Origin of the sequence: Desulfurivibrio alkaliphilus AHT 2, from assembly GCF_000092205.1 — a bacterium.
Lineage (GTDB): Bacteria > Desulfobacterota > Desulfobulbia > Desulfobulbales > Desulfurivibrionaceae > Desulfurivibrio > Desulfurivibrio alkaliphilus.
Genome location: NC_014216.1, coordinates 2,189,187 through 2,210,346 on the forward strand (window position 1 = coordinate 2,189,187; position 21,160 = coordinate 2,210,346).

The window sequence follows — 21,160 nt, forward strand, 5'->3', positions numbered from 1 at the left end:
CCCCTCATGCTTACCACTTTTTCGCAAATCATCGAGCAGCAGCAGGCCAAGGAGATACTGCGCCGGGCCGTGGGCGGCGGCAAACTGGCCCATGCTTATCTGTTTCGCGGCCCGGCCGGGGTGGGCAAGAAAACCGCCGCCCGGGCCCTGGCCGCTGCCTTGAATTGCCAAGGCGATCGTCCAGAGCCGTTGGAGGCCTGCGGCCGGTGTCCGTCCTGCCGCAAGTTTGCTTCCGCTAATCACCCCGATTTTCTGGAGATTATGCCTGAAGGGGCGGGGATCAAGATCCAGCAGGTGCGGGAACTCAAAAAAGCGCTGCAATTCCCTCCTCTCGAGGCCGGGCGCCGGGTGGTGGTGTTGGGGGAGGTCCACACCATGCGCCGGGAGGCGGCCAACAGCCTGCTGAAAACCCTGGAAGAACCACCGGCCGACACCATCCTGCTGCTTACCGGCGACGAGGCCGGGGGGATTCTGCCCACCATCCTTTCCCGCTGCCAGATCATCCCCTTTTATCCCCTGCCGGTGGAAACCCTGGCCAGAACCCTGTATCAGGAAGCAACTGACCATCGCCAGGAGCTGGAAATGGCGACTGATTGGTCAAGCGACCCGGTTTTCCAGAACTGCCTTACCCTGGCGACGGTGGCCGAAGGCAGCCTGGGCCGGGCCCGGCAGTTGCAAGAGCAGGAGTTGTTGCCCCTGCGCCGGCAGGTGCTGGAGAGTCTGCTCAACCTGCAGCCCGAGGCCCCGGCGGCCCCCGCAGTGGTGTTGTACTGGGCGGAACGGTGCGCCCAACTCAAGGAAGAGCTGCCGGACTTTCTCGACCTGCTGACCTCCTGCTACCATGATCTGGCCCTGCTGCAAACGCTAAGCCCGCAAGACCCGGCCAATCGGCACAACCCGATCATCAACCGCGACCTCCTGCCGCTGCTCTCTGCGGCGGCGGCGCATCGGGGGCCGGCCACGCTGGAAAGCTGCCGCCAACATTTACGCCGGGCCCAAGGCCGGCTGCGACGCAACTGCAACCGCACCCTGGTCTGCGAAGTGCTTTTCTTTGACCTGCTTTAATGGTATCTTGATAAACTTATGGAAAACCTCAGCCCTCAACCCGCATCTTCTTCGCCTTCACCGCCGGCCCCCCTGCTGCCACGGTGCTGCACCATCCGCTTTCGCCTCGGGGATCAGCCCGTTGCCGCCGTCAGCCGCATTATCGACCTGCGGCGGGATGAAGTGGTCATGCTGCAGACCGACCACGGCTTGGAACCGGGGGTGGTGATCGGCCAGATTCCCGCCGAACGGCCCGATCTTGACCAGCCCCAGGACCACCAGGCCGAAGGGGAATCTCCCCGCCCCGCCCAAAACCATAAAGCCCAAAACCATAAAGATGGCGGCGAGCAGAAAAAGGAGAAATCCCCACCGCGGATTACCCCCACAGTGATCCGCCGGGCCTCGCCGGAAGAACAGGAAAAGTACCGCAGCCTGCTGCAACGGGAACGGGAAGATTTCCTCCTGGCTCAGCAGTTGATCAGCAAACACCAACTCCCCATGAAGCTGATCCGGGCCGAACGTTTTTTCAGCGGCGGCAAGATCATCTTTTACTTCACCGCCGAAAACCGGGTTGACTTTCGCGGGCTGGTCAAGGATATGGTGCAGGAGTTTCGCACCCGGGTGGAGATCCGCCAGGTGGGGGTGCGCCATGAAACCAAGATGATCGGCGGCCTAGGCTGCTGCGGCCGGGAGCTGTGCTGCAGTTCATACATCAACCAGTTTGCCCCAGTTTCCATCAAGATGGCCAAAGAGCAGGGGTTGCCGTTGAACCCCGCCAAAATCTCGGGGATCTGCAACCGGCTGCTCTGCTGCTTGACCTACGAGTTTGAAACCTACCAGAAAATGCGCCGCATAATGCCCAAGGCCGGCAAAATGGTAACCCTGGACGGCCGCCGCTTCAAAGTGCTGAAGCTGAATATCCTGGAGGAAAACGTTGAGGTCTGCGACCTGGAAGAGCCGGAACGGGTGATCATCTGGCAGGCCAGCGAATGGCGACGTTGCGAACCGGCCAAGGTAAGCGGCAAACCGGGAGCGGACCAGGCGGCCGCCGACAAGGGCGGCGAGCGCAAAAAAGGAGAACGCAGCCGGCGACAGCCGCCACCTGACTCCGCGAGGAAAAAAAGTAAATCCGGGACCGAGCAATGACCCTTTATCTGACCACGCCGATTTTCTACGTTAACGCCCAACCCCACCTCGGCCACGCCTACACGGCGGTGGTGGCGGATACCGTGAGCCGCTTTAACCGGCTGGACGGCCGAGAGGTCTTTTTGCAGACCGGCACCGACGAGCACGGCGACAAGATCGCCCAGGCAGCCGCCACCGCCGGCACCGAAGCAAGGGACTACGTGGACCGGATCAGCGCCATGTTCCGGGCGGCCTGGCCGCCGCTGCTGGTGGAACCGGACAACTTCATCCGCACCACCGACCCCCACCACGTCGCCGTGGTGCAGCAGATTCTGCAAAAGGTTTACGACCGGGGCGACATCTATTTCAGCGATTATGACGGCCTTTACTGCAAAGGCTGTGAGCGGTTCCTGACCGAAAAGGAATTGGTCGACGGCAAATGCCCCGATCATCTCACCGCCCCGGAGCAGGTGGCCGAGCAAAACTACTTTTTCGCCATGAGCCGCTACCAGCAATGGCTCATCGACCACATCAAGGCCAACCCGGAGTTCATCACCCCGGAGCGCTACCGCAACGAGGTGCTCTCCTTTTTGAGCGAGCCCCTGGAAGACCTCTGCATCTCCCGGCCGGTCAGCCGGCTGGCGTGGGGGATTCCCCTGCCCTTTGACCAGCGTTTCGTTACTTATGTCTGGTTCGACGCCCTGATTAACTACGTCAGCGGCATCGGCTACCCCGACGGCCCCGACTTTGCCCGGCGCTGGGCCGGGGCCGAGCACCTGATCGCCAAGGACATTTTAAAACCCCATGCCATTTTCTGGCCCACCATGCTCAAGGCCATGGGACTGGAGCCTTACCGCCGGCTGCATGTGCACGGCTACTGGAACGTGGGTGAGACCAAGATGTCCAAAAGCATCGGCAACGTGGTGCGCCCCGAAGAGATGGTGGCCGCCTTCGGCGCCGACACCATCCGTTATTTTCTGCTGCGGGAGATGTCTTTCGGGCTTGATTCTTCCTACTCCGACGAGGCGGTGCTGGCCCGCCGCAACTCGGATCTGGCCAACGACCTGGGCAACCTCTTTGCCCGCAGCTTGACCATGGTGAAAAACTTTGCCGACTCCCAGGTGCCCGCCCCGGGACCCTTGAACGACGAGGATCGGGAGTTGCGGGACGCCGCCCTGGCGATGCTGGCGGAGTACCGCCGGCAAATGCAGGCCTGGTCCTTCCGCCAGGCCCTGGAGGCGGTCTGGGAAGTGATCGGCCGCGCCAATCGTTATATCGTGCATAACGCCCCCTGGGAATTGGCCAAGGATCCGGCCCAGGCCCAACGCCTGGCCACGGTGCTCAACACCCTGCTGGAAACCCTGCGCTGCATCACCTGCGCCTTGAAGCCGGTAATGCCGGCGGCGGCGGGCAAAATGTCGCTTGCTTTAGGCCTGCCGCCGGAAGGCCGGCTGGCCGAACAGCAGTCCTGGGGCTTGCTGCCGGTGGGCAACACCGTTACCCTGGGGGAAAACATGTTTCCCCGGATAAAGGCGCCCGGCAAAAAATAACCGCGAACCAGATACAACCAATCATGACCCAACCACTGCAAGCAAGCAATACCGACTCTTTCCTGGCCCAAGTCTGCCGCCAGGCAGAGCAGTGGCCCCTGCGAGTGCTGCCGCTGGAGGGGGGGCTGGTGCTGCTGCGGGAAGGGCTGTCCGGCGGGCAGCGCCAACGGTTGCTGGCTTTGTTGAGCCGGGAAATCGCCCCCCCGGGGCTGCTGATGGCCGCCGACACCACGGGCTGGAACGCCCACACCCCCGTAGCACCCCCGGTAACTGAACAAGGTGAGGACTACGGGGTAAGCGGTCACTGCCAGGTTACGGTGGAGGAGCGCCAACAACTGTTTTCCTGTTTTCAGGCCGACAATTAGTAAGGAGATTTTGATGTTTATTATCAGCAACTTTCTTAACGCCCTGGCCGGGGTGATCAATATCGTTTTCAGCGTTTACATCTGGGTGATTCTGGGCCGGGTGATTATCTCCTGGGTCAATGCCGACCAGTACAACCCCATTGTTCGTTTTCTCTACGAGATCACCGAACCGCCGTTGCGGGTCATCCGCCGTTACCTGCCGGTGATGGGCGGTTTTGACTTTGCCCCCCTGGTGTTGATTATGGGCATCATCTTTTTGCAAAGCTTCCTGGTCCCAACCCTGCAGCAGCTTGCCCGGGCCTTGGGGTAAGCCCACAGGGAAATTGAAAGCTTGCCGGTCCTGGGGTAAATGGAACGGTTACAACGGATACCAACTCAACAAGGAGCGCATGCCATGCTTGACCACCAAGACATCCAAAACCAGCAGTTTCATGTGCGTTTCCGTGGCTTCGACACTGAAGAGGTAGACGACTTCCTGGAACAGGTGGCGGCCACGGTACAGAAACTCAGCGAGGAAAACAAGGAGCTGAAGGAACGGCTGGAAGCCGCCGAGCGCCGGGTGGCGGCCTACAAGCGCCAGGAAAAATCATCCATGAGCGCCATTCTGTCGGCCCAGAACGTGGCCCAGGAGATGAAGGAAAAGGCCCGGGAAGAGGCCCGCGAGGTGCTGGCCAAGGCCCGCCAGGAGGCCAAGGAACTGGAGGAAAGCGCCAGCCGGGAAATTTCAGACCTGGAGCGTGAACTGGATCGCCTGCGGGCCATCAAGGATCAGGTGAAAGATGAGGTGCGGGGGGTGCTCGAATCATACCTGTCCAAACTTGACGCAGAACCCGCCGGCCGGCCGGCCGCTCCATCGCGGGACACCACGGCGGAGCCCAAGGCGGCCGTTGCCGACAAGCCGGCCCCGGCGGTCGGCCCGGCAGTAGCGGCAGGTGCGGCGGCGGCAGCAACCGGGACCAGTGATCTTTATCAGCACATCGAACTCACCGACGATATGTTGCCCCCACTGAAAGAGGACGCCCCGGCCGCCGGCGAACCGGAGGTCATCGAAGACCTTTCCACCGAGGATTTTACCCCCGAGGACCTTACCGGCGACGACCTTCCAACCACCGGCATCTTTGAAACCGGGGCCGGGGAGGAGGTGAGCAGCGACAACGGCACCACCCTGCCCGACCTTGACGGCGATCTGGTCTTCAGCCTGGAAGACCCGCTGGACGATGAAGAGGAGAGCGGCCAAGAGGCAGGTGACCAGGGCCTGGAACCGATGATCAGCCTCGAGGATGAACCGGAGCAGTCGCCGCAAAAGCCGTAAGTAATGAAAATCACCCCCATGCTCCAGCAGTATCTGGAGATTAAAAATCAGCACTCCGAAGCCATCTTGTTTTACCGGATGGGCGACTTCTACGAGATGTTCTTCGACGACGCCGTGGAAGCCGCCAGAATTTTGGGGATCACCCTCACCGCCCGGGGCAACAAAGGCGACGAGGAGAAGATTCCCATGTGCGGGGTGCCCTACCACTCCGCCTCCTCCTATCTGGCACGCTTGATCAAGGCCGGCAAACGGGTGGCGATCTGCGAGCAGATGGAGGACCCCGCCCAGGCCAAGGGCCTGGTCCGGCGCGAGGTGGTACGGGTGGTCAGCCCCGGCCTGGTGCTGGAAGAGCAACTGCTGGAGGACAAGGAAAACCTTTACCTGGCCGCGATCACCAGGCACGACAAGCTCTTTGGGCTGAGCCTGCTGGATCTTTCCACCGGCGAGTTCGCCGCCGGAGAATTCGGCACCACAGAAGAGCTGCTGGATGAATTGAACCGGCTGAACCCTTCGGAAATTTTGCTGCCCGCCGCCGATGAGCTTCATGAAGGGCCGGGCGACGGCAATCCCGGCGCTGGTTTACTTCTCAGTGCAGAGCTCGCCGCCCGCCTGCCCCACTGCTGCCTCACCTCTCACCCGGCCACGGCCTTTCAACCTCCACGGGGCCGTGAACTGCTGCTGGAACATTTTCAAACCACCAGCCTGGCTGGTTTCGGCTGCGAGCATTTTCAGGCCGGGCTGGGCGCCGCCGGGGCCCTGCTGGCTTACCTGCAGGAGACCCAGAAAAGCGCCTTAAGCCACCTGGAAAAACTGCGGCCCATCGAACAGGAGCATGTTTTGCTGCTGGACGAGGCCACCCGCCGCAACCTGGAGCTTACCACTTCCATCAGCGACGGTCGCCGGGATGGCTCCCTGCTGGCGGCCCTGGATCTTACCCGCACCCCCATGGGGGCGCGGCAGTTGAAAAAAAGCCTGCTTTCCCCCTTAAAAGATGTCGAGGCCATCAACCGGCGGTTGGACGCGGTGGAGCAACTGCTGACCGAGCAGGAGCTGGGGCGGCAACTGGATGAGGCTTTAGCTGCCATCTACGATCTCGAACGGCTCAACAGCCGGGCGGTGCTGGGTCGGGCCAATGCCCGGGATCTTAGCGCCCTGGGCGTTTCTTTAGGCCGCTTGCCCCTGATCCGGCAACTGCTGGCCTCACAGCCAGGGCTTTTGGGGCAGCTGGGGCAACAGATCGATGAACTGGCCGACTTGCACCAGTTGCTCACCTCCGCCATCCGCGATGACGCCCCGGTGGGGTTGCGGGAGGGCAACCTGATCCGCCCGGGCTTTAACGCCGAGCTTGATGAGCTGGTTGCCATGCAACGGGACGGCAAGCAGCTCATCGCCGGACTGGAGGCCCGGGAGCGGGAACGCACCGGTATTGCCAACCTTAAGGTGGGTTACAACAAGGTTTTCGGTTACTACCTGGAAGTCAGCCGAGGCAAGCTGGCGGAAGTGCCGGAAGACTTCATCCGCAAGCAGACGCTGGTCAACGCCGAGCGCTTCATTACCCCGGAGCTCAAGGAGTTTGAAAGCAAGGTCAGCGGCGCCGAGGAAAAGCGCCTTGAGCTTGAATACCGCCTGTTTTGCCAAATCCGCGAGCAGGTGGCGGCGGCGGGGTCGCGCATTATGCAAAGCGCCGGCTGCCTGGCGATGATCGACCTGCTGGCCGCTCTGGCCCGGGGCGCGGCGCGCTTCAATTACGTTCGCCCGGTGGTTAACGCCGGCGAGGAAATCAGGATCGTTGAAGGGCGCCATCCGGTGATTGAGCGGAACTTGCCACCGGGTCGCTTTGTCCCCAATGATGTCCACCTGGACCAGGACAGCAAAGAGGTGATGATCATCACCGGGCCCAACATGGCGGGCAAATCCACGGTGCTGCGCCAGACCGCCCTGATCGTGCTGATGGCCCAGATGGGCGGCTTCGTGCCGGCCGCCGAGGCCGGCATCGGGGTGGTGGACAGGATCTTCACCCGGGTGGGAGCTATGGATGATTTGCGCCGGGGGCAATCCACCTTCATGGTGGAGATGAACGAGACCGCCAACATCCTAAACAACGCCACCCCGCAAAGCCTGGTAATTTTAGATGAAATCGGCCGGGGCACCTCCACCTTCGACGGCCTGGCCATCGCCTGGGCGGTGGCCGAGGCCCTGGTGCAGAAGGGCGGCAAGGGGGTCAAGACCATGTTTGCCACCCATTACCACGAGCTGACCGAACTGGCGGCCACCGAACCGCGGATTCACAACTTCCATATCGCGGTGCGGGAATGGAACGACACCATTGTCTTTCTCCATAAGCTGCTGCCCGGCGGGGTCAGCCGCAGCTACGGCATCCAGGTGGCGGCGCTGGCCGGGGTGCCGGCAACAGTGGTTGCCAGAGCCAAGGAGTTGTTGCATAATATCGAGCAGGGTGAGTTCACCCGCCAGGGCCAACCCCGGATCGCCGTCGGGGCCCAAAAAACCGCCGCTCCCGGTGAGACCGGCAAACCCAGCCAGTTGCGGCTGTTTGCCGAAGACGACCCGCTGCGCCGCCGGCTTGAGGAGATCAACCCGGACAACCTGGCGCCGCTGGAGGCCTTGAAACTTCTTTACGAGTTGAAGCAGATGCCATGAAACGCTATTTCCCCCTTTTGTTCTGCTGGCTGCTGCTCCTGCCGGCCGTCGCTTTCGCGGCGGCCGGGAGCGACCCGGAAGAACAGTTTCAACGCCTGCACGGTTATTACCAGCGGCTGCTCAACACCGATGAGGGTGAGAAGCGGGAAAACTGGCAGCGGGCCGCCAGGGCCTTGCAGGAGTTACACCGGCAGCAGGCCAGGCAGGAAGTGGGCGCCAAAAGCCTTTACCTGCTGGGCAACCTCTACCACCAGCTTTACCGCCGCAGCGGCATCCCTTTGGACCTGGCCGAGGCCATCACCAGCCTCCAGGAGGTGCAGGGGCTCTATCCCAACCACCCCCTGGCCGATGACGCCCTGTTCTATGTCGCCCATATTTTCCTCTATGAACAGCAGGACTGGCAGCGGGCCGAGCAGGTGCTGAAGCGCCTGCTGGATTTGTATCCGGCCGGGGATGTGGCCCCGGGCGCCCGGGAGATGCTGGCGACCATCGGTGGCGGCCGGGCGGGTTCCACCGGCAGCGAAAGACCGGTACTTCAAGCCGACGGCAGGTATAAACGGCCGGTGGCCCCGGCCCAACCGCCGGAAACCCGCCGGTCCGCCAGCACTGATCAAAAGGCGGAGCGTAGAATAGCGGTACTGCCGGTGCGGCACTGGTCCAGCGAACGCTACACCAGGGTGGTCGTCGAAACCGAAGCGCCGCTGAACTTTCGCAGTCATCTGCAAGAAAACGGGGATGGCCCCCAACGGCTTTACCTTGACTTGGATGGCGCGCGCCTCAGCCCCCGGATCGACAGCCCGGTCAAGCAGGTGGCCGACGGCCTGCTGCAACGGATTCACCATCTCCAGACCGCAGCCGGCGGGGTCCGCCTGATCCTGGATACCCAGACCAGGCTTGATGACTACAAGATCTTCAGCCTGGACAACCCCCATCGGGTGGTGATCGACCTGATCGGCCAACCCGCCCCCACGCCGCCGCCGCTGCCGACCCCGCCACCGGTAATGGCTCGCCCGGCCACCGGCGAGAGCCTTTCCCTGGCCCAGCAATTGGGCATGGGGGTGCGGCGCATTGTCATTGACCCCGGCCACGGCGGCAAGGACCCCGGCGCCATCAGCCCTTCGGGAATCAAAGAAAAGGATGTGACCCTGCGAATCTCCCGCCTGCTGGCGGCCCAACTGCGCCGCCAGGGCAACGAGGTGATCCTGACCCGCGATCGGGATATTTTTCTGCCCCTGGAAGAGCGCACCGCCATTGCCAACAGCCACGAGGCCGATCTTTTTATCTCGGTGCATGCCAACGCGGCGGCCAATCGCCAGGCGCGGGGAGTGGAGACCTATATTTTGGATGTGGTAGCCAGCGACGACCAGGCCATGCGGGTGGCGGCCCGGGAAAACGCCTCTTCGGCCCGCAGTTTCAGCGAATTGCAGGGAATTGTCCAGGAGTTGCTCAACCACGCCAAGCTGCAGGAGTCGCAGCAATTGGCGGAATTTGTCCACCAAACCACCTTAACCAGCCTGCGCGGCGCTTTTGGCGGACAAATCGAGGACCGGGGAGTACGCCGGGCCCCCTTCGTGGTGCTGATCGGGGCCCAGATGCCGGCCCTGCTGGTGGAGGTGGGTTTTTTGAGCAACCCCGAGGAGGAACGCCTGCTGGCCGACGAACGTTATCTCAACCGGCTGGTGCAGGGCATTGCCGAGGGCATCAATCACTACGCCAACAACCTGAGTCTCGCCGAACGCTAAACACGCGTAAGCGATCGCTAGGCGAAGAGCAAGCCGGTCGGCTACTGGACGGGGGCCGCGGCAACCGGTAGCGGCGGGTTCGCTGGCGGCCGGGCGCATGGACGCGCAGGAGGCCGCCAGCGCCTCGGAGGCGGGCATGGATGCCCGCCGAGAATGAGCCGCTACCGGTTGTCGCGGCCCCCACCCCGATGCCAAAACCGCAATCGCCCTGCGGTCAACAAGCTCACTCGGCGCTGCGGCCTTCTTTGAGGTCTTTGCCCTGGAGCAGGCGGTGGATGGATTCGGCTGCCTCCTTGGCCTGGAAGACCGCCTTGGCCACCGTCTGGGGGCCGAGGACCGCGTCGCCGGCGGCGAATACCCAGGGAACCGTGGTCTGCAGGGTGAGTTCATCCACCTCGAAGGTGCCCCAGCGGCTCAAAGCCAGGTCCAGCCCGCTGCCGGCTGTTACATCCACATCCTGGCTGATGGCCGGGATCACCGCATCGGCCTCGATGGTGAAGTTGCTTCCCTCCACCGGCTCGGGGCGGCAACGGCCGGAAGCATCACAGGCACCCAGTTGCATGCGGATGCACTCAATGCTTTTTAAGCGGCCATTTTCGCCATGCACCTTGATGGGCGCGGCCAGGGTTTCAATGCTCACCCCCTCTTCCTCCAGGTGATGGATTTCGGCCTTGGAGGCCGGCATCTCTTCCCGCCCCCGGCGGTAGAGAATGAAGACGTTTTTGGAACCGGTCCGCAGGGCAGTACGGGCGCAGTCGATGGCCACGTTGCCGCCGCCCACCACCACCACGTTTTCACCCAGGTTAAGCTTCTCGCCCAGGTTAACCCGGCGCAGGTAATCCACCCCGTGGACCACCCCTTCCACCTCCTCTCCATCCACCCCCAGCTTGCGGCTGACATGGGCCCCGGGGCCGAGGAAAACCGCCTCAAAGCCTTCATTTTTCAGATCGCTTAGGCTCTTGTCCTTACCGATGGTCACCCCGGAGATTACCTCCACCCCGCAATTGCGCAAAGCTTCAAACTCGGCGGCGATGACCGCGCGGGGCAGACGGTAGGGAGGAATACCCACCGTGAGCATACCACCGTTCAGCGGCAGGCTTTCAAAGATGGTACAGCTGTACCCTTCTTTGGCCAGGTAGTGGGCCACCGACATCCCGGCCGGGCCGGAGCCGACGATGGCCACTTTTTTGCCGTTGGGCAACGAGCAGGGCTGCAGGATGTTCTTGCCGTGGCTGACCATCCAGTCCACGATATAGCGCTCCAGCATGCCGATGGCCACCGGGTCACCCTTTTTCCCCAGCAGGCAGTGGCCCTCACACTGAAACTCGTGGGGACAGACCCTGGAGCAGACTGCGGGCAGGGTATTGGTCTGTCGATCCAGCCAGTAGGCCTCTTCGATTTTTCCCTCGCGGATCAACCGGATAAAACCGGGAATATCGTTGTGGATGGGACAACCTTGCCGGCATTTGGGCTTTTTGCACTGCAGGCAGCGCTCGGCCTCGCGGCGAGCCGTTTCATCATCAAAGCCGAAAACCACTTCATCAAAATTGCTGATCCGCTCGGACACCGGCAGCTCCCTGGGCTGCTGGCGCGGAATTGCCATGCGCTGTTTTGCATCCATTTTACTGATTCCCTCCAAAATTAAGTTACGCCAACGCGTACTATTAAAATTACTTGACAAACCAGCCCGGCCCGACCAATCTTAGGCGCTGATGCCACACCGGAAAGCCAAACGAACCGCATATTCTCCGATGGAGTTTTTTAATTATGAAAGCCGAGTTGATCAACCCTTTTCTTAAGGCCACCAAGAATGTCATCGAGACCATGGCCCAAACCAAGGTCAAAGCCGGCACCCCGCACATCAAAGAGAATCGCAGTGCTTACGGCGAGGTCACCGGGATAATCGGCATGAGCTCGGAAACCATCAGCGGTTCGATGATTGTCAGTTTTACCGACCAAGCCATCCTCAAGATCGTTGCCAATATGTTGATGGAGCCACCCAAGAGCAAAATCGACGACGAGGTGGTGGACGCAGTGGGCGAAATTACCAACATGATCTGCGGTGGGGCCAAGGCGGAACTGGCCAAGATCAACCACAAGTTCGACCTGGCCACCCCCACCATGGTGGTGGGCAAAGGGGTTGAAATCTCCCACTACTCCAGTGACCCCACGGTGGTAATACCCTTTGAAACCGACAACGGCAGTTTCGTGGTCGAGGCCAACCTCAGCACCAAAACCCAGACCTGAAATCCCCCGTTCCAGGGTTGCCTTAGCTTGACCTTGTCCGCGCCCAACCTGCTGCGCTATCCCCTCACTTACGCGAGATAAAAAGGCCACAAAAAAGCCGCCCCGGCAACTGACCCGGACGGCTTTGGGAACTAGATTTATGCTGTGGCTCAGACCTGCTGGCCAGCAGCCTTAAGCCTGGCCAGGGCCCTCTGGAGGGCGGCCTCGGCCCGGGCGCGGTCGATTTTCTCCTGTTGGGCGATGGCCTCGGCCAACCGTTTTTCGGCCCGCTCCTTGGCCCGCAGGGCCCGTTCGGTATCGATCTCCGCCCCCCGCTCGGCACTTTCCACCAGGAAAGTCACCTTGTTGTTGGAGACTTCGCAAAAACCGCCGCTGACCATGAGCGTGGCGTCCTGGCCGTCTTTTTTATAGACCAAGGTGCCGATCTTGATGGTGCTGAGCAGCGGGGCATGATTGGCCAGCACCCCGAAAACCCCGGCATAACCGGGAGCGGTGACCATGTCCACCTGCTCACTGATTACCGCGCCCTTGGGGGTCACCACTTCCAGCTGGATTTGTGTTGCCATTTACTCTTCCTCGCCTGCTGAGCTCGCTAATTTAAGTGGCCGTCGTTATCCGACTTGTTCCGGCGTTGATCCCGCCTGAGCTGCAACTGTGCTCAGGCCTGGGCCTTCTCCTTGTTGGCCTTTTCCACTGCTTCGTCAATGCCGCCGACCATGTAGAAGGCACCTTCGGGCAGATCATCGTGCTTGCCCTCCAGGATCTCCTTGAAGCCGCGGATGGTATCTTCCACCTTGACGTATTTGCCGGCCATGCCGGTGAAGGTCTCGGCCACGGTGAAGGGCTGGGAGAGGAAACGCTGAATTTTCCGGGCCCGGGCCACAGTGAGCTGGTCTTCTTCCGACAGCTCATCCATACCGAGAATGGCGATAATATCCTGCAGATCCTTGTACTTCTGCAGGGTAACCTGAACCCCGCGGGCCACCTGGTAATGGTCTTCGCCCAAGACGTTGGGATCGAGGATCCGCGAGGTGGAGTCCAGGGGATCCACCGCCGGGTAGATACCCAGCTCGGCGATCTGCCGGGAGAGTACCACAGTACCGTCGAGATGGGCAAAGGTGGTGGCCGGCGCCGGATCGGTAAGGTCGTCGGCGGGTACGTAAACACACTGGACGGCGGTGATGGAGCCCTTGGTGGTGGAGGTGATCCGCTCCTGCAGGCCGCCGAGGTCGGTGCCCAAGGTGGGCTGGTAACCAACCGCGGAAGGAATGCGTCCCAGCAGGGCCGAAACCTCACTGCCCGCCTGGGTGAAGCGGAAGATGTTATCGACGAAGAGAAGCACGTCCTGTCCCTCTTCGTCACGGAAGTACTCTGCGGCGGAGAGCCCGGTGAGGGCCACCCGGCTCCGGGCTCCCGGGGGCTCGGTCATCTGACCGTAAACCAGGGCCGCCTTGGGCAAAACGCCGGACTCCTTCATTTCGTGGTAAAGGTCGTTACCCTCGCGAGTCCGCTCACCTACACCGCAGAAGACGGAAATGCCACCGTGGTGCATGGCGATGTTGTTAACCATCTCCATCATGATAACGGTCTTGCCGCAACCGGCGCCGCCGAACAGCCCCATCTTACCACCCCGGGGAAAGGGAACCAGCAGGTCGATAACCTTGATACCGGTTTCAAGCACGTGTACTTCGGTGTCCTGCTCGGTAAAGGCCGGGGCCGGCTTGTGAATGGGCCGCATCTTGTCGGACTTGATCTCGCCCATGCCGTCCACCGAACGGCCCACCACGTTCATGATCCGCCCCAGGGCGGGCTGGCCGCAGGGAATCTCGATGGGCTTGCCGGTGTCTTTGGCCGCCTGACCGCGGACCAGACCATCGGTGCCGTCCATGGCCACGCAGCGGGCCACGTTGTTACCCAAATGCTGGGCCACCTCGATGACCAGGTTGTCCTCTTCCTCGCTGATCCCTTTATTGCTGACCAGCAACGCATTCATGATTTCCGGAAGCTTGCCCGGCTCAAACTCCACGTCAACTACCGGCCCGATGACCTGAATTACTTTCCCCGTGTTAACTTCGCTCATTGTGCAAGCCTCCTGAAACGTTTTCAGTAACTGATTGTGTTAACGTGTCAATATTCACAATTTTCATGCTATCTTTTTCCACTGCACACCGGCGAGCCCGGCGGTAAACTCGCAGCAGTGCCGCAGCTTGCGGCAAGCGGACCGGCGCCGCGTACATCAGTACGCAAGCCGGGCCGATCGCCGCAAGATGCGGTGCTGCTGTGAGTTTACCTAGCCCTTAAGGGCTTCGGCGCCACCTACAATATCCATCAGTTCGCCGGTAATCCCGGCCTGGCGGGTTTTATTGTACACCAGGGTCAGGTTGTCGATCATGTCTTTGCAGGCCCTGGTGGCGTTATCCATGGCGGTCATCCGGGCGGCATGTTCGCTGGCGCTGACCTCGAGCATGGCGTGATAGACCATGACGTTGAGGTACATGGGCAGCAGCACCTCCATGATCTCTTCCTGGCTGGGCTCGTAGATGTATACCGCCTGGCTGCCTCCACCGGCGCCCTCTTCGCTGCTGCTTTCCATCGGTTTTACCGGCAGTAGTTCAAACTGTTCCGGCTTCTGCACCGCCACACTGTGAAAGCGGCCATAAATCACCCTTACCTCATCGGCCTCGCCGCTCAGAAAATTGCCGGCGGCGTCCTGGGCGATGGTCCGGGCGTTGAACATCTGGAACGTGCCCATGATATCCGCGTAGCTCTGGCGCACCTTACCGGTGCGCCGGAAGTGGTTGCGGGCCTTTTTACCCACGCAGACCAGGCTGACCTTCTTGCCTTCGCCTTCCAGGGCGGCCATGGTTTTTTCCGCCATGCGCAGGATATTGCTGTTAAAGCTGCCACACAAGCCGCGATCGGAGGTGATCACCACCAGCTCCACGGTCCGCACCTCACGCGCTTCCATGAGGGGGAAGTTGGCGCCGCCGGTGCCGGCGGAAAGGTTGCGCATGGCGGCATTGAACTGCTCGGCGTATGGGCGGAAGTCTTCCATCCGGGACTGGGCGCCGCGGAGCTTGGCCGCCGCCACCATGTTCATGGCCCGGGTAATCTGAGAGGTCTTTTTCACCCCTCCGATCTTGTTCTTTACGTCTTTCAGGCTAGGCATAAAAGCCCCTCCTTGAACGGCTCTAGGTTATCGGCCGGTTGGTTGCGCTTACTTAACGCCAAGGGCGGCCTGGAAGGATTCGCCGAAGGCATCCAGCGCTTTACGCAGCTTGGCCTCAAGGTCGCTGTCGATTTCCTGCTTGCTCTTGAGATCATCGAACACGGTGGGGTCGTTTTTCTCGATATAATCAAAGAGTTGAGCTTCGTAATCGGCGATGGCTTCCAGCGGCAGCTTGTCGAGATAACCTTTGGTGCCGGCAAAAATGATTGACACCTGTTTTTCCATGGGCAGCGGCTGGTACTGGGGCTGCTTGAGAATCTCCACCAACCGCGCCCCGCGGGTCAACTGGGCCTGGGTGGCGGCATCGAGATCGGAGCCGAAGCCGGCAAAGGCGGCCAGCTCGCGGTACTGGGCCAGATCCAGACGCAGGGTACCGGCCACCTGCTTCATGGCCTTAACCTGGGCCGCACCACCAACCCGGGAAACCGAGAGACCGACGTTGATGGCGGGGCGCACCCCGGCAAAGAACAGGTTGGGCTCGAGATAGACCTGACCGTCGGTGATGGAAATTACGTTGGTGGGGATGTAGGCGGAAACGTCACCGGCCTGGGTTTCGATGATGGGCAGGGCGGTAAGCGAGCCGGCGCCGAGTTCGTCGCTGAGTTTGGCGGACCGCTCCAGCAACCGGGAGTGGTTGAAGAAGATGTCGCCGGGGAAGGCCTCGCGGCCCGGCGGGCGACGCAGCAGCAGGGAAAGCTCGCGATAGGCCACCGCCTGCTTGGAAAGGTCGTCGTAGATGATCAGGGCATGCTTGCCGTTATCCCGGAAGTACTCGCCCATGGCGGTCCCGGCGAAGGCGGAGATGTACTGCATGGGCGCCGGGTCGGAGGCGCAGGCGGCCACCACGGTGGTGTACTCCATGGCCCCGTGCTTGCGCAGGGCCTCAACCACCAGGGCCACGGTGGATTTCTTCTGGCCGATGGCCACGTAGATGCAGTGCATATCGGTTTCCTTCTGCGCCAGGATCGCATCAACGCAGAGGGCGGTCTTGCCGATCTGGCGGTCACCGATGACCAGCTCACGCTGGCCCCGGCCCACCGGGGTCATGGCGTCAACCGCCTTGGAACCGGTGTAGCAGGGTTCATGCACCGATTTCCGGGCGATAACACCGGGAGCCAGCATCTCGATCTTGCGGTTCTCCTTGGCGGTGATCGGGCCCTGGCCGTCGATGGGATTGCCCACCCCGTCCACCACCCGGCCCAGCATCTCGGGACCCACCGGAACCTCGGCGATGCGGCCGGTGCGCTTGACGATGTCGCCTTCTTTAATTTCGCGAACATCACCGAGTACGGCGCAGCCGACGTTATCCTGCTCCAGGTTCAGGGCCACGCCCAGGATGTTGCCGGGGAACTCCAGCAGCTCCATGGCCATGCAGTTTTCCACCCCGTAAACCCGGGCAATACCGTCACCCACCGAGAGCACGGTTCCGGTTTCACTCAGATCGACCTTGGCTTCGTACTCCTGGATCTGACCCTTGATAATCTGGCTGATTTCTTCGGCTTTGATCTGCATTGTTTATTCTCTCCCCTTGATCGATTCCTTTAACCCTGCAAGTTGCGATTTAATGCTGCCATCAAGCACCAAATCACCCACTTTGGCCACCATCCCGCCGATGATGGCCGGGTCGATCCTGTTGCTCAGCTCGACCTGCTTGCCGGTGAGTTTTTCCATTGTAGCCTTAATCTTGGCATTCACCTCGGGGGACAGCTCGGTGGCGGATGTCACCACACCCCGCACGACGTTGTTTTCCTCGTCCAGCATCTCCTGGTAGACCTGGGCAATCTCGGGCAGGATAGCGGCCCTTTTTTTCTCCACCAGCAGTTTGCAGAAATTAACCATCACCGGGGGGGCTTTAAGGGCCGCAGCCAGACTTTCCATCACCTTGAGGCGGACATCCTCGGGGTAGAGGGGGTTGGTCAGGGCATCGGGTACCTCGGGCATCCCGGTGTAAAGTTCGGTCAGCTCATTGAGCAGCTTGGCATAGTCGGCAAAGGCTCCATCTTCCTTGCCCACGGCAAACAAGGCCTTGGCATAGCGTTTGGCCAGTACGGTATTTTTCACTGGACACCTCCCACCCGGTCAAGACTGCCGGCAATCATCCGTTCCTCGTCGGCCGGCTGCAGATTCTTGCGCACCAGCTCTTCAGCCGCCCGGGCGGCCTCTTCGGAAATTTCGGCCCGCAGCCGGGCGGTGGCCGTGGCCAGCTCATGCTGCACCGCCATCTCAGCCTGGCGCTTCATGTTTTCCGCCGCCCGCTCGGCCTCGGCCAGGATCCGTTCCCGCTCGACCTCACCCTGGCGCACCGCTTCGGCCACAATCTCCTGGGCCTTGCTTTCCAGCGAGGCCATCTTACTTTCACTCTCCCGGTAGGCCTGCTCCATTTCCTGCCGTCTGGACTCCAGTTCCTCCAACTCGGCCCGGATCGACTCCCGCCGGTTGGTGAAAAAGTTCACCGTTGGCCTTTTGAGGAAATAAATCAGGATAAACAGCAGGGCGGCAAAGTTAAGCACCCGGTAAAAGAGATCCCAGACCTTTTCCGGTTTGATCTCTGCCGCCTGGGCCGCCGCCGCGGTTACCAGCACCAGTGCCGCCACCAGCAGCGCTACACCATATTTCGCTTTCAGGTATCGCATCTTAGAGGGCCCTCCCCAGAACCTTGGCCGCCATCGCTTCGCCAAAGGCACTTACCTGGCCCTGCAGGTCCTTGCGAGCGGCGGCGAACTGACTTTCAATTTCCTTAAGCTGACCGGCCTTGGCGCTTTCCACTTCACTGCGCAGGGCCGCCAGTTTCTCGTTGCTTTCAGACTGGGTGGCACTCTTCAGGGCGTCGAACTCCGCCTTGGCTTTGCCGCGGGCGTCCTGGAGTTTGCGCTCAAACTCTTCCAGGCGCTGCTGCCGGTTTTTTTCAAACTTGTCGATATCGGAATTGAGCGAGGAGATTTTTTCCTGCCGCTGCTCGAGGATGTTGCGGATGGGGCGGTAGAGGATGATATTGAGGATGACGGCCAACAACAGAATGTTGATGATGTGCAGCGGCATGGTCATGTCAATGGTGATCATATGGCTGGCTCCTCTTCACTGACTGTCGGTAAAGCGCAGCCGGGGGGTTTGAGCCTCCCCGCCGCACCGGGTCCATTCCACGCTTGAAAATGAATGGTCATTCACAAACAATTTGGCGTTCTAATCCATTAAAAAAACCCTGTCAATATTATTTTTATAGACTTTTTTTACAACTCCGCCACAATCCCGGGCACCGCGGCCAGGGCGTGGTCGATTTTTTCCGGGTCGCCGCCGCCGGCCTGGGCCATGTCCGGGCGACCACCGCCGCTGCCGCCCACCAGTTGGGCCGCCTGCTTGACGATATCGCCGGCCCGGTAACGGTCGGTGAGATCCTTGCTGACCAGGGCCAGCAGGCTGACCTTGCCAGCCGGTTCGGCGGCCAGCACGGCGATACCGCTGCCCATTTTATCCCGCAGCTTGTCGCCGGCCTCCCGCAGGGTCTTGACCGAATCTACCTCCAGCCGGCAGGTTGCCACCTTGATACCGTTGACCTCGGTCGCCTGCCTGAGGACCGATTCAGCATCGAAGCGGGAGGCCTTAGCCGCCAACTCGGCCAGTTGTCGCTCCAGCTCCTTTTGCCGGGCCAGCAGCTTGTCCAGCCTTACACCCAGTTCGGCGGGATTGGTCTTCAGCCGACCGGCCCACTGCTGCACCTCATCCTCCAGGGCATGGACCCGGGACAGGGCCAGGCCGCCGCAGCAGCCTTCAATGCGCCGGGTGGAGGCGGCAATCCCGCCTTCCGAAGTGATTTTGAACAGGCCGATTTCTCCGGTGGCCCCCACGTGGGTGCCCCCACAAAGCTCCTTGCTGAAGTCTCCCACCGCCACCACCCGGACCGTATCACCATATTTTTCTCCAAACAGGGCCGCCGCCCCGCTCTGCAGGGCCTCTTCCCGGGGCAGGGTCGCCACTTCCAGGCGGGTGTTGGCCCGGATCTCCTCGTTGACCAGTTCTTCCACCCGGCGGATTTCTTCCCGGCTTAAGGGCGAGAAATGGGTAAAGTCGAAGCGCAGGCGTTCGGCATCCACCAAGGAGCCGGCCTGTTTGACATGTTCCCCCAGAACCCGGCGCAAAGCGGCATGCAGCAGGTGGGTGGCAGTGTGATGGGCGGCGGTTTGCCGCCGCCGGCCCTCGGCCACCGCCAGCAACACCTCTGCTCCGACCGCCAGCTTGCCCTCGGCCACCTCGGCCTGGTGCACCACCAGGTGTTCACCAATTTTCAAAGTGTTAAGAACTTTGGCCCGGCCCTGGCCGCCGGCGATTTCCCCCCAGTCACCCACCTGGCCGCCGGCCTCGGCGTAAAACGGGGTCTCGTCGCAGACCAGGCTGACCAGAGTGCCGGCGGCGGCCTCATCATGGAGCTCACCCCGCTGGTCGAGCACGGCCACCAGGGTTCCATGGTGCCGCCTGGTTTCATAGCCGACAAAGCGGCTCTTCACCCCCCGCTCCAGCAGTTCTTTAAATCCCGGGCCAAGCTCGCCCAGGCCGCCTCCCTTCCAGGACCTGCGGGACTGTTCCCGCTGGCGGGCCATGGCGGCTCCAAAGCCTTCCTCGTCGGCCTGCAGCCCCTCCTCCTGGGCCACGTCCTTGGCGATATCCACCGGGAAACCGTAAGTATCGTAAAGCTTGAAGATAAAGTCCCCGGCAATGGTTTTGATCCCCTCACCCTGCAGGCGCTCGATCTCGCTGGCCAGCATCCCGAGGCCATGATCCAGGGTTTCCAGGAAACGTTCTTCCTCGTGGCGCACCACCTTGCCAAGCAACTCCCGGCTCTCGCCCAAATGGCCCCAAGCCGACCCCATGCCGTCGGCCACCGCAGAGCAGACCTCCCCCAGGAAGGGCTCGGTCAAGCCCAGGGAGCGGCCGAACCGCACCGCCCGGCGCATGATTCGCCGCAGCACGTAGCCCCGGCCCTCGTTGGAGGGCAACACCCCGTCGGCCACCAGAAAGGTGGTGGCCCGGGCGTGATCGGCAATCACCCGCAGGGCCGTGTCGGCGCGGAGGTTTGCGCCGTAGCTGATCCCGGCCAGCTGGCAGGTGCGCTGGATAATGGGCTGAAAAAGGTCGGAATCGTAGTTGTTGATTTTGCCCTGGGCCACGGCGGCGATCCGCTCCAGGCCCATGCCGGTGTCGATGCTGGGCTTGGGCAGGGGGGTGAGATTGCCCTGCTCATCCCGCTCGTACTGCATGAAAACCAGGTTCCAGATCTCCAAAAAACGGTCGCAGTCGCAATCAACCCCGCAGTTTTCCTCGGGGCAGGCCACCGCCTCGCCCTGGTCGATGTGAATCTCTGAACAGGGACCGCAGGGGCCGGTGTCGCCCATGGCCCAGAAGTTGTCCTTTTCGCCTAAACGAACGATCCGCCCCGGCGGCAGGTCTTCGATCTTTTCCCAGATTGCATAGGCCTCGTCGTCGTCTTCGTAGACCGACACCCAGAGCTTGGCCGGGGAGAGGCCGATCTCTTTGGTGAGGAAATCCCAGGCCATACGGATGGCCTCTTCCTTGAAGTAATCACCGAAGGAGAAGTTGCCCAGCATTTCAAAAAAGGTGTGGTGCCGGGCGGTATAGCCGACATTGTCGAGATCGTTGTGCTTGCCGCCGGCCCGCACGCAGCGCTGGCAGGTAACGGCCCGGGAGTAATCGCGTTTTTCCTCGCCGGTGAAGACCTTTTTAAACTGGACCATGCCGGCGTTGGTAAAGAGCAGGGTGGGGTCTTCGTGGGGCACCAGGGGCGAGCTTTCCACCAAGGTATGGCCGCGCTGGGTAAAGTACTCGATAAATCGTTGCCGGATTTCGTTGCCGTTCATCTTGATTAGTGGTCCAATTGG

The 21,160-nt window shown here is 61.4% G+C and carries 18 protein-coding genes; 9 read left to right on the top strand and 9 right to left on the bottom strand.

Annotated elements, in window-relative coordinates:
- The first annotated feature begins 6 nt into the window (after positions 1-6).
- The 8 genes from holB to DAAHT2_RS09605 all read left to right on the top strand — a co-directional run bounded on the left by holB (position 7) and on the right by DAAHT2_RS09605 (position 9,796).
- Entirely contained in the window at positions 7-1,065 is a 1,059-nt protein-coding gene (holB, locus tag DAAHT2_RS09570; RefSeq protein ID WP_013164088.1) for a DNA polymerase III subunit delta', read from the top strand.
- Between the two features lie 18 nt (positions 1,066-1,083).
- A complete protein-coding gene (locus DAAHT2_RS13955; RefSeq protein ID WP_013164089.1) occupies positions 1,084-2,190 on the top strand; it encodes a PSP1 domain-containing protein in 1,107 nt (368 codons plus the stop codon).
- Complete coding sequence (metG, locus tag DAAHT2_RS09580) at positions 2,187-3,719, top strand: methionine--tRNA ligase (protein ID WP_013164090.1); 1,533 nt, start codon at positions 2,187-2,189, stop codon at positions 3,717-3,719. Before DAAHT2_RS13955 ends, metG begins: the two co-directional genes overlap by 4 nt.
- A 23-nt stretch (positions 3,720-3,742) precedes the next feature.
- Positions 3,743-4,084, top strand: coding sequence for a hypothetical protein (locus DAAHT2_RS09585; RefSeq protein WP_013164091.1), 342 nt, complete (start codon positions 3,743-3,745; stop codon positions 4,082-4,084).
- 13 nt (positions 4,085-4,097) lie between these two features.
- A complete protein-coding gene (locus DAAHT2_RS09590; protein ID WP_013164092.1) occupies positions 4,098-4,394 on the top strand; it encodes a YggT family protein in 297 nt (98 codons plus the stop codon).
- An 84-nt stretch (positions 4,395-4,478) separates the two neighbouring features.
- Positions 4,479-5,396: a DivIVA domain-containing protein gene (locus DAAHT2_RS09595; protein WP_013164093.1), complete on the top strand. Its 918-nt coding sequence runs from the start codon at positions 4,479-4,481 to the stop codon at positions 5,394-5,396.
- Positions 5,397-5,399: 3 nt separating this feature from the next.
- Complete coding sequence (mutS, locus tag DAAHT2_RS09600) at positions 5,400-8,054, top strand: DNA mismatch repair protein MutS (protein ID WP_013164094.1); 2,655 nt, start codon at positions 5,400-5,402, stop codon at positions 8,052-8,054.
- Complete coding sequence (locus DAAHT2_RS09605; RefSeq protein WP_013164095.1) at positions 8,051-9,796, top strand: N-acetylmuramoyl-L-alanine amidase; 1,746 nt, start codon at positions 8,051-8,053, stop codon at positions 9,794-9,796. Before mutS ends, DAAHT2_RS09605 begins: the two co-directional genes overlap by 4 nt.
- Positions 9,797-10,019: 223 nt before the next feature.
- Here the strand turns inward: DAAHT2_RS09605 and DAAHT2_RS09610 are convergent, their stop codons facing one another.
- Positions 10,020-11,417 carry an NAD(P)-dependent oxidoreductase gene (locus DAAHT2_RS09610; protein WP_013164096.1) on the bottom strand — a complete coding sequence of 466 codons (1,398 nt, stop codon included), beginning with the start codon at positions 11,415-11,417 and terminating at the stop codon, positions 10,020-10,022.
- 146 nt (positions 11,418-11,563) lie between these two features.
- On the opposite strand from DAAHT2_RS09610, the gene DAAHT2_RS09615 reads away from it, so the two are divergent.
- A complete protein-coding gene (locus tag DAAHT2_RS09615; protein ID WP_013164097.1) occupies positions 11,564-12,043 on the top strand; it encodes a chemotaxis protein CheX in 480 nt (159 codons plus the stop codon).
- 149 nt (positions 12,044-12,192) lie between these two features.
- On the opposite strand, the gene DAAHT2_RS09620 is transcribed toward DAAHT2_RS09615, so the two are convergent.
- From DAAHT2_RS09620 to alaS, 8 genes are all read right to left on the bottom strand, one after another.
- Complete coding sequence (locus DAAHT2_RS09620; protein WP_013164098.1) at positions 12,193-12,609, bottom strand: F0F1 ATP synthase subunit epsilon; 417 nt, start codon at positions 12,607-12,609, stop codon at positions 12,193-12,195.
- A 92-nt stretch (positions 12,610-12,701) separates the two neighbouring features.
- Positions 12,702-14,123: a F0F1 ATP synthase subunit beta gene (gene atpD, locus DAAHT2_RS09625; protein ID WP_013164099.1), complete on the bottom strand. Its 1,422-nt coding sequence runs from the start codon at positions 14,121-14,123 to the stop codon at positions 12,702-12,704.
- Between the two features lie 210 nt (positions 14,124-14,333).
- Positions 14,334-15,212 (bottom strand): ATP synthase F1 subunit gamma, encoded by an 879-nt coding sequence (gene atpG, locus DAAHT2_RS09630; RefSeq protein WP_013164100.1) that lies wholly within the window; start codon positions 15,210-15,212, stop codon positions 14,334-14,336.
- 48 nt (positions 15,213-15,260) lie between these two features.
- The gene (gene atpA / locus DAAHT2_RS09635) at positions 15,261-16,784 is read right to left on the bottom strand and encodes a F0F1 ATP synthase subunit alpha (RefSeq protein ID WP_013164101.1); all 1,524 of its coding nucleotides are present in this window, start codon (positions 16,782-16,784) and stop codon (positions 15,261-15,263) included.
- A 3-nt stretch (positions 16,785-16,787) separates the two neighbouring features.
- A complete protein-coding gene (locus DAAHT2_RS09640) occupies positions 16,788-17,333 on the bottom strand; it encodes a F0F1 ATP synthase subunit delta (RefSeq protein WP_013164102.1) in 546 nt (181 codons plus the stop codon).
- Complete coding sequence (locus DAAHT2_RS09645; protein WP_013164103.1) at positions 17,330-17,905, bottom strand: F0F1 ATP synthase subunit B; 576 nt, start codon at positions 17,903-17,905, stop codon at positions 17,330-17,332. Before DAAHT2_RS09645 ends, DAAHT2_RS09640 begins: the two co-directional genes overlap by 4 nt.
- Position 17,906: 1 nt before the next feature.
- Positions 17,907-18,332 carry a F0F1 ATP synthase subunit B gene (locus tag DAAHT2_RS09650; protein WP_013164104.1) on the bottom strand — a complete coding sequence of 142 codons (426 nt, stop codon included), beginning with the start codon at positions 18,330-18,332 and terminating at the stop codon, positions 17,907-17,909.
- Between the two features lie 167 nt (positions 18,333-18,499).
- The gene (gene alaS, locus DAAHT2_RS09655) at positions 18,500-21,139 is read right to left on the bottom strand and encodes an alanine--tRNA ligase (RefSeq protein WP_013164105.1); all 2,640 of its coding nucleotides are present in this window, start codon (positions 21,137-21,139) and stop codon (positions 18,500-18,502) included.
- Positions 21,140-21,160 lie beyond the last annotated feature (21 nt).

Excerpts from the sequence above, each read along its gene's own strand:
- DAAHT2_RS09620 (WP_013164098.1), bottom strand. The coding sequence starts at position 12,609 with ATGGCAACACAAATCCAGCTGGAAGTGGTGACCCCCAAGGGCGCGGTA.
- DAAHT2_RS09650 (WP_013164104.1), bottom strand. The coding sequence starts at position 18,332 with ATGATCACCATTGACATGACCATGCCGCTGCACATCATCAACATTCTG.
- mutS (WP_013164094.1), top strand. The coding sequence starts at position 5,400 with ATGAAAATCACCCCCATGCTCCAGCAGTATCTGGAGATTAAAAATCAG.
- DAAHT2_RS09595 (WP_013164093.1), top strand. The coding sequence starts at position 4,479 with ATGCTTGACCACCAAGACATCCAAAACCAGCAGTTTCATGTGCGTTTC.
- metG (WP_013164090.1), top strand. The coding sequence starts at position 2,187 with ATGACCCTTTATCTGACCACGCCGATTTTCTACGTTAACGCCCAACCC.
- DAAHT2_RS09610 (WP_013164096.1), bottom strand. The coding sequence starts at position 11,417 with ATGGATGCAAAACAGCGCATGGCAATTCCGCGCCAGCAGCCCAGGGAG.
- DAAHT2_RS09605 (WP_013164095.1), top strand. The coding sequence starts at position 8,051 with ATGAAACGCTATTTCCCCCTTTTGTTCTGCTGGCTGCTGCTCCTGCCG.
- alaS (WP_013164105.1), bottom strand. The coding sequence starts at position 21,139 with ATGAACGGCAACGAAATCCGGCAACGATTTATCGAGTACTTTACCCAG.
- holB (WP_013164088.1), top strand. The coding sequence starts at position 7 with ATGCTTACCACTTTTTCGCAAATCATCGAGCAGCAGCAGGCCAAGGAG.
- atpD (WP_013164099.1), bottom strand. The coding sequence starts at position 14,123 with ATGAGCGAAGTTAACACGGGGAAAGTAATTCAGGTCATCGGGCCGGTA.
- DAAHT2_RS13955 (WP_013164089.1), top strand. The coding sequence starts at position 1,084 with ATGGAAAACCTCAGCCCTCAACCCGCATCTTCTTCGCCTTCACCGCCG.
- DAAHT2_RS09645 (WP_013164103.1), bottom strand. The coding sequence starts at position 17,905 with ATGCGATACCTGAAAGCGAAATATGGTGTAGCGCTGCTGGTGGCGGCA.
- DAAHT2_RS09615 (WP_013164097.1), top strand. The coding sequence starts at position 11,564 with ATGAAAGCCGAGTTGATCAACCCTTTTCTTAAGGCCACCAAGAATGTC.
- DAAHT2_RS09590 (WP_013164092.1), top strand. The coding sequence starts at position 4,098 with ATGTTTATTATCAGCAACTTTCTTAACGCCCTGGCCGGGGTGATCAAT.
- atpG (WP_013164100.1), bottom strand. The coding sequence starts at position 15,212 with ATGCCTAGCCTGAAAGACGTAAAGAACAAGATCGGAGGGGTGAAAAAG.
- DAAHT2_RS09585 (WP_013164091.1), top strand. The coding sequence starts at position 3,743 with ATGACCCAACCACTGCAAGCAAGCAATACCGACTCTTTCCTGGCCCAA.
- atpA (WP_013164101.1), bottom strand. The coding sequence starts at position 16,784 with ATGCAGATCAAAGCCGAAGAAATCAGCCAGATTATCAAGGGTCAGATC.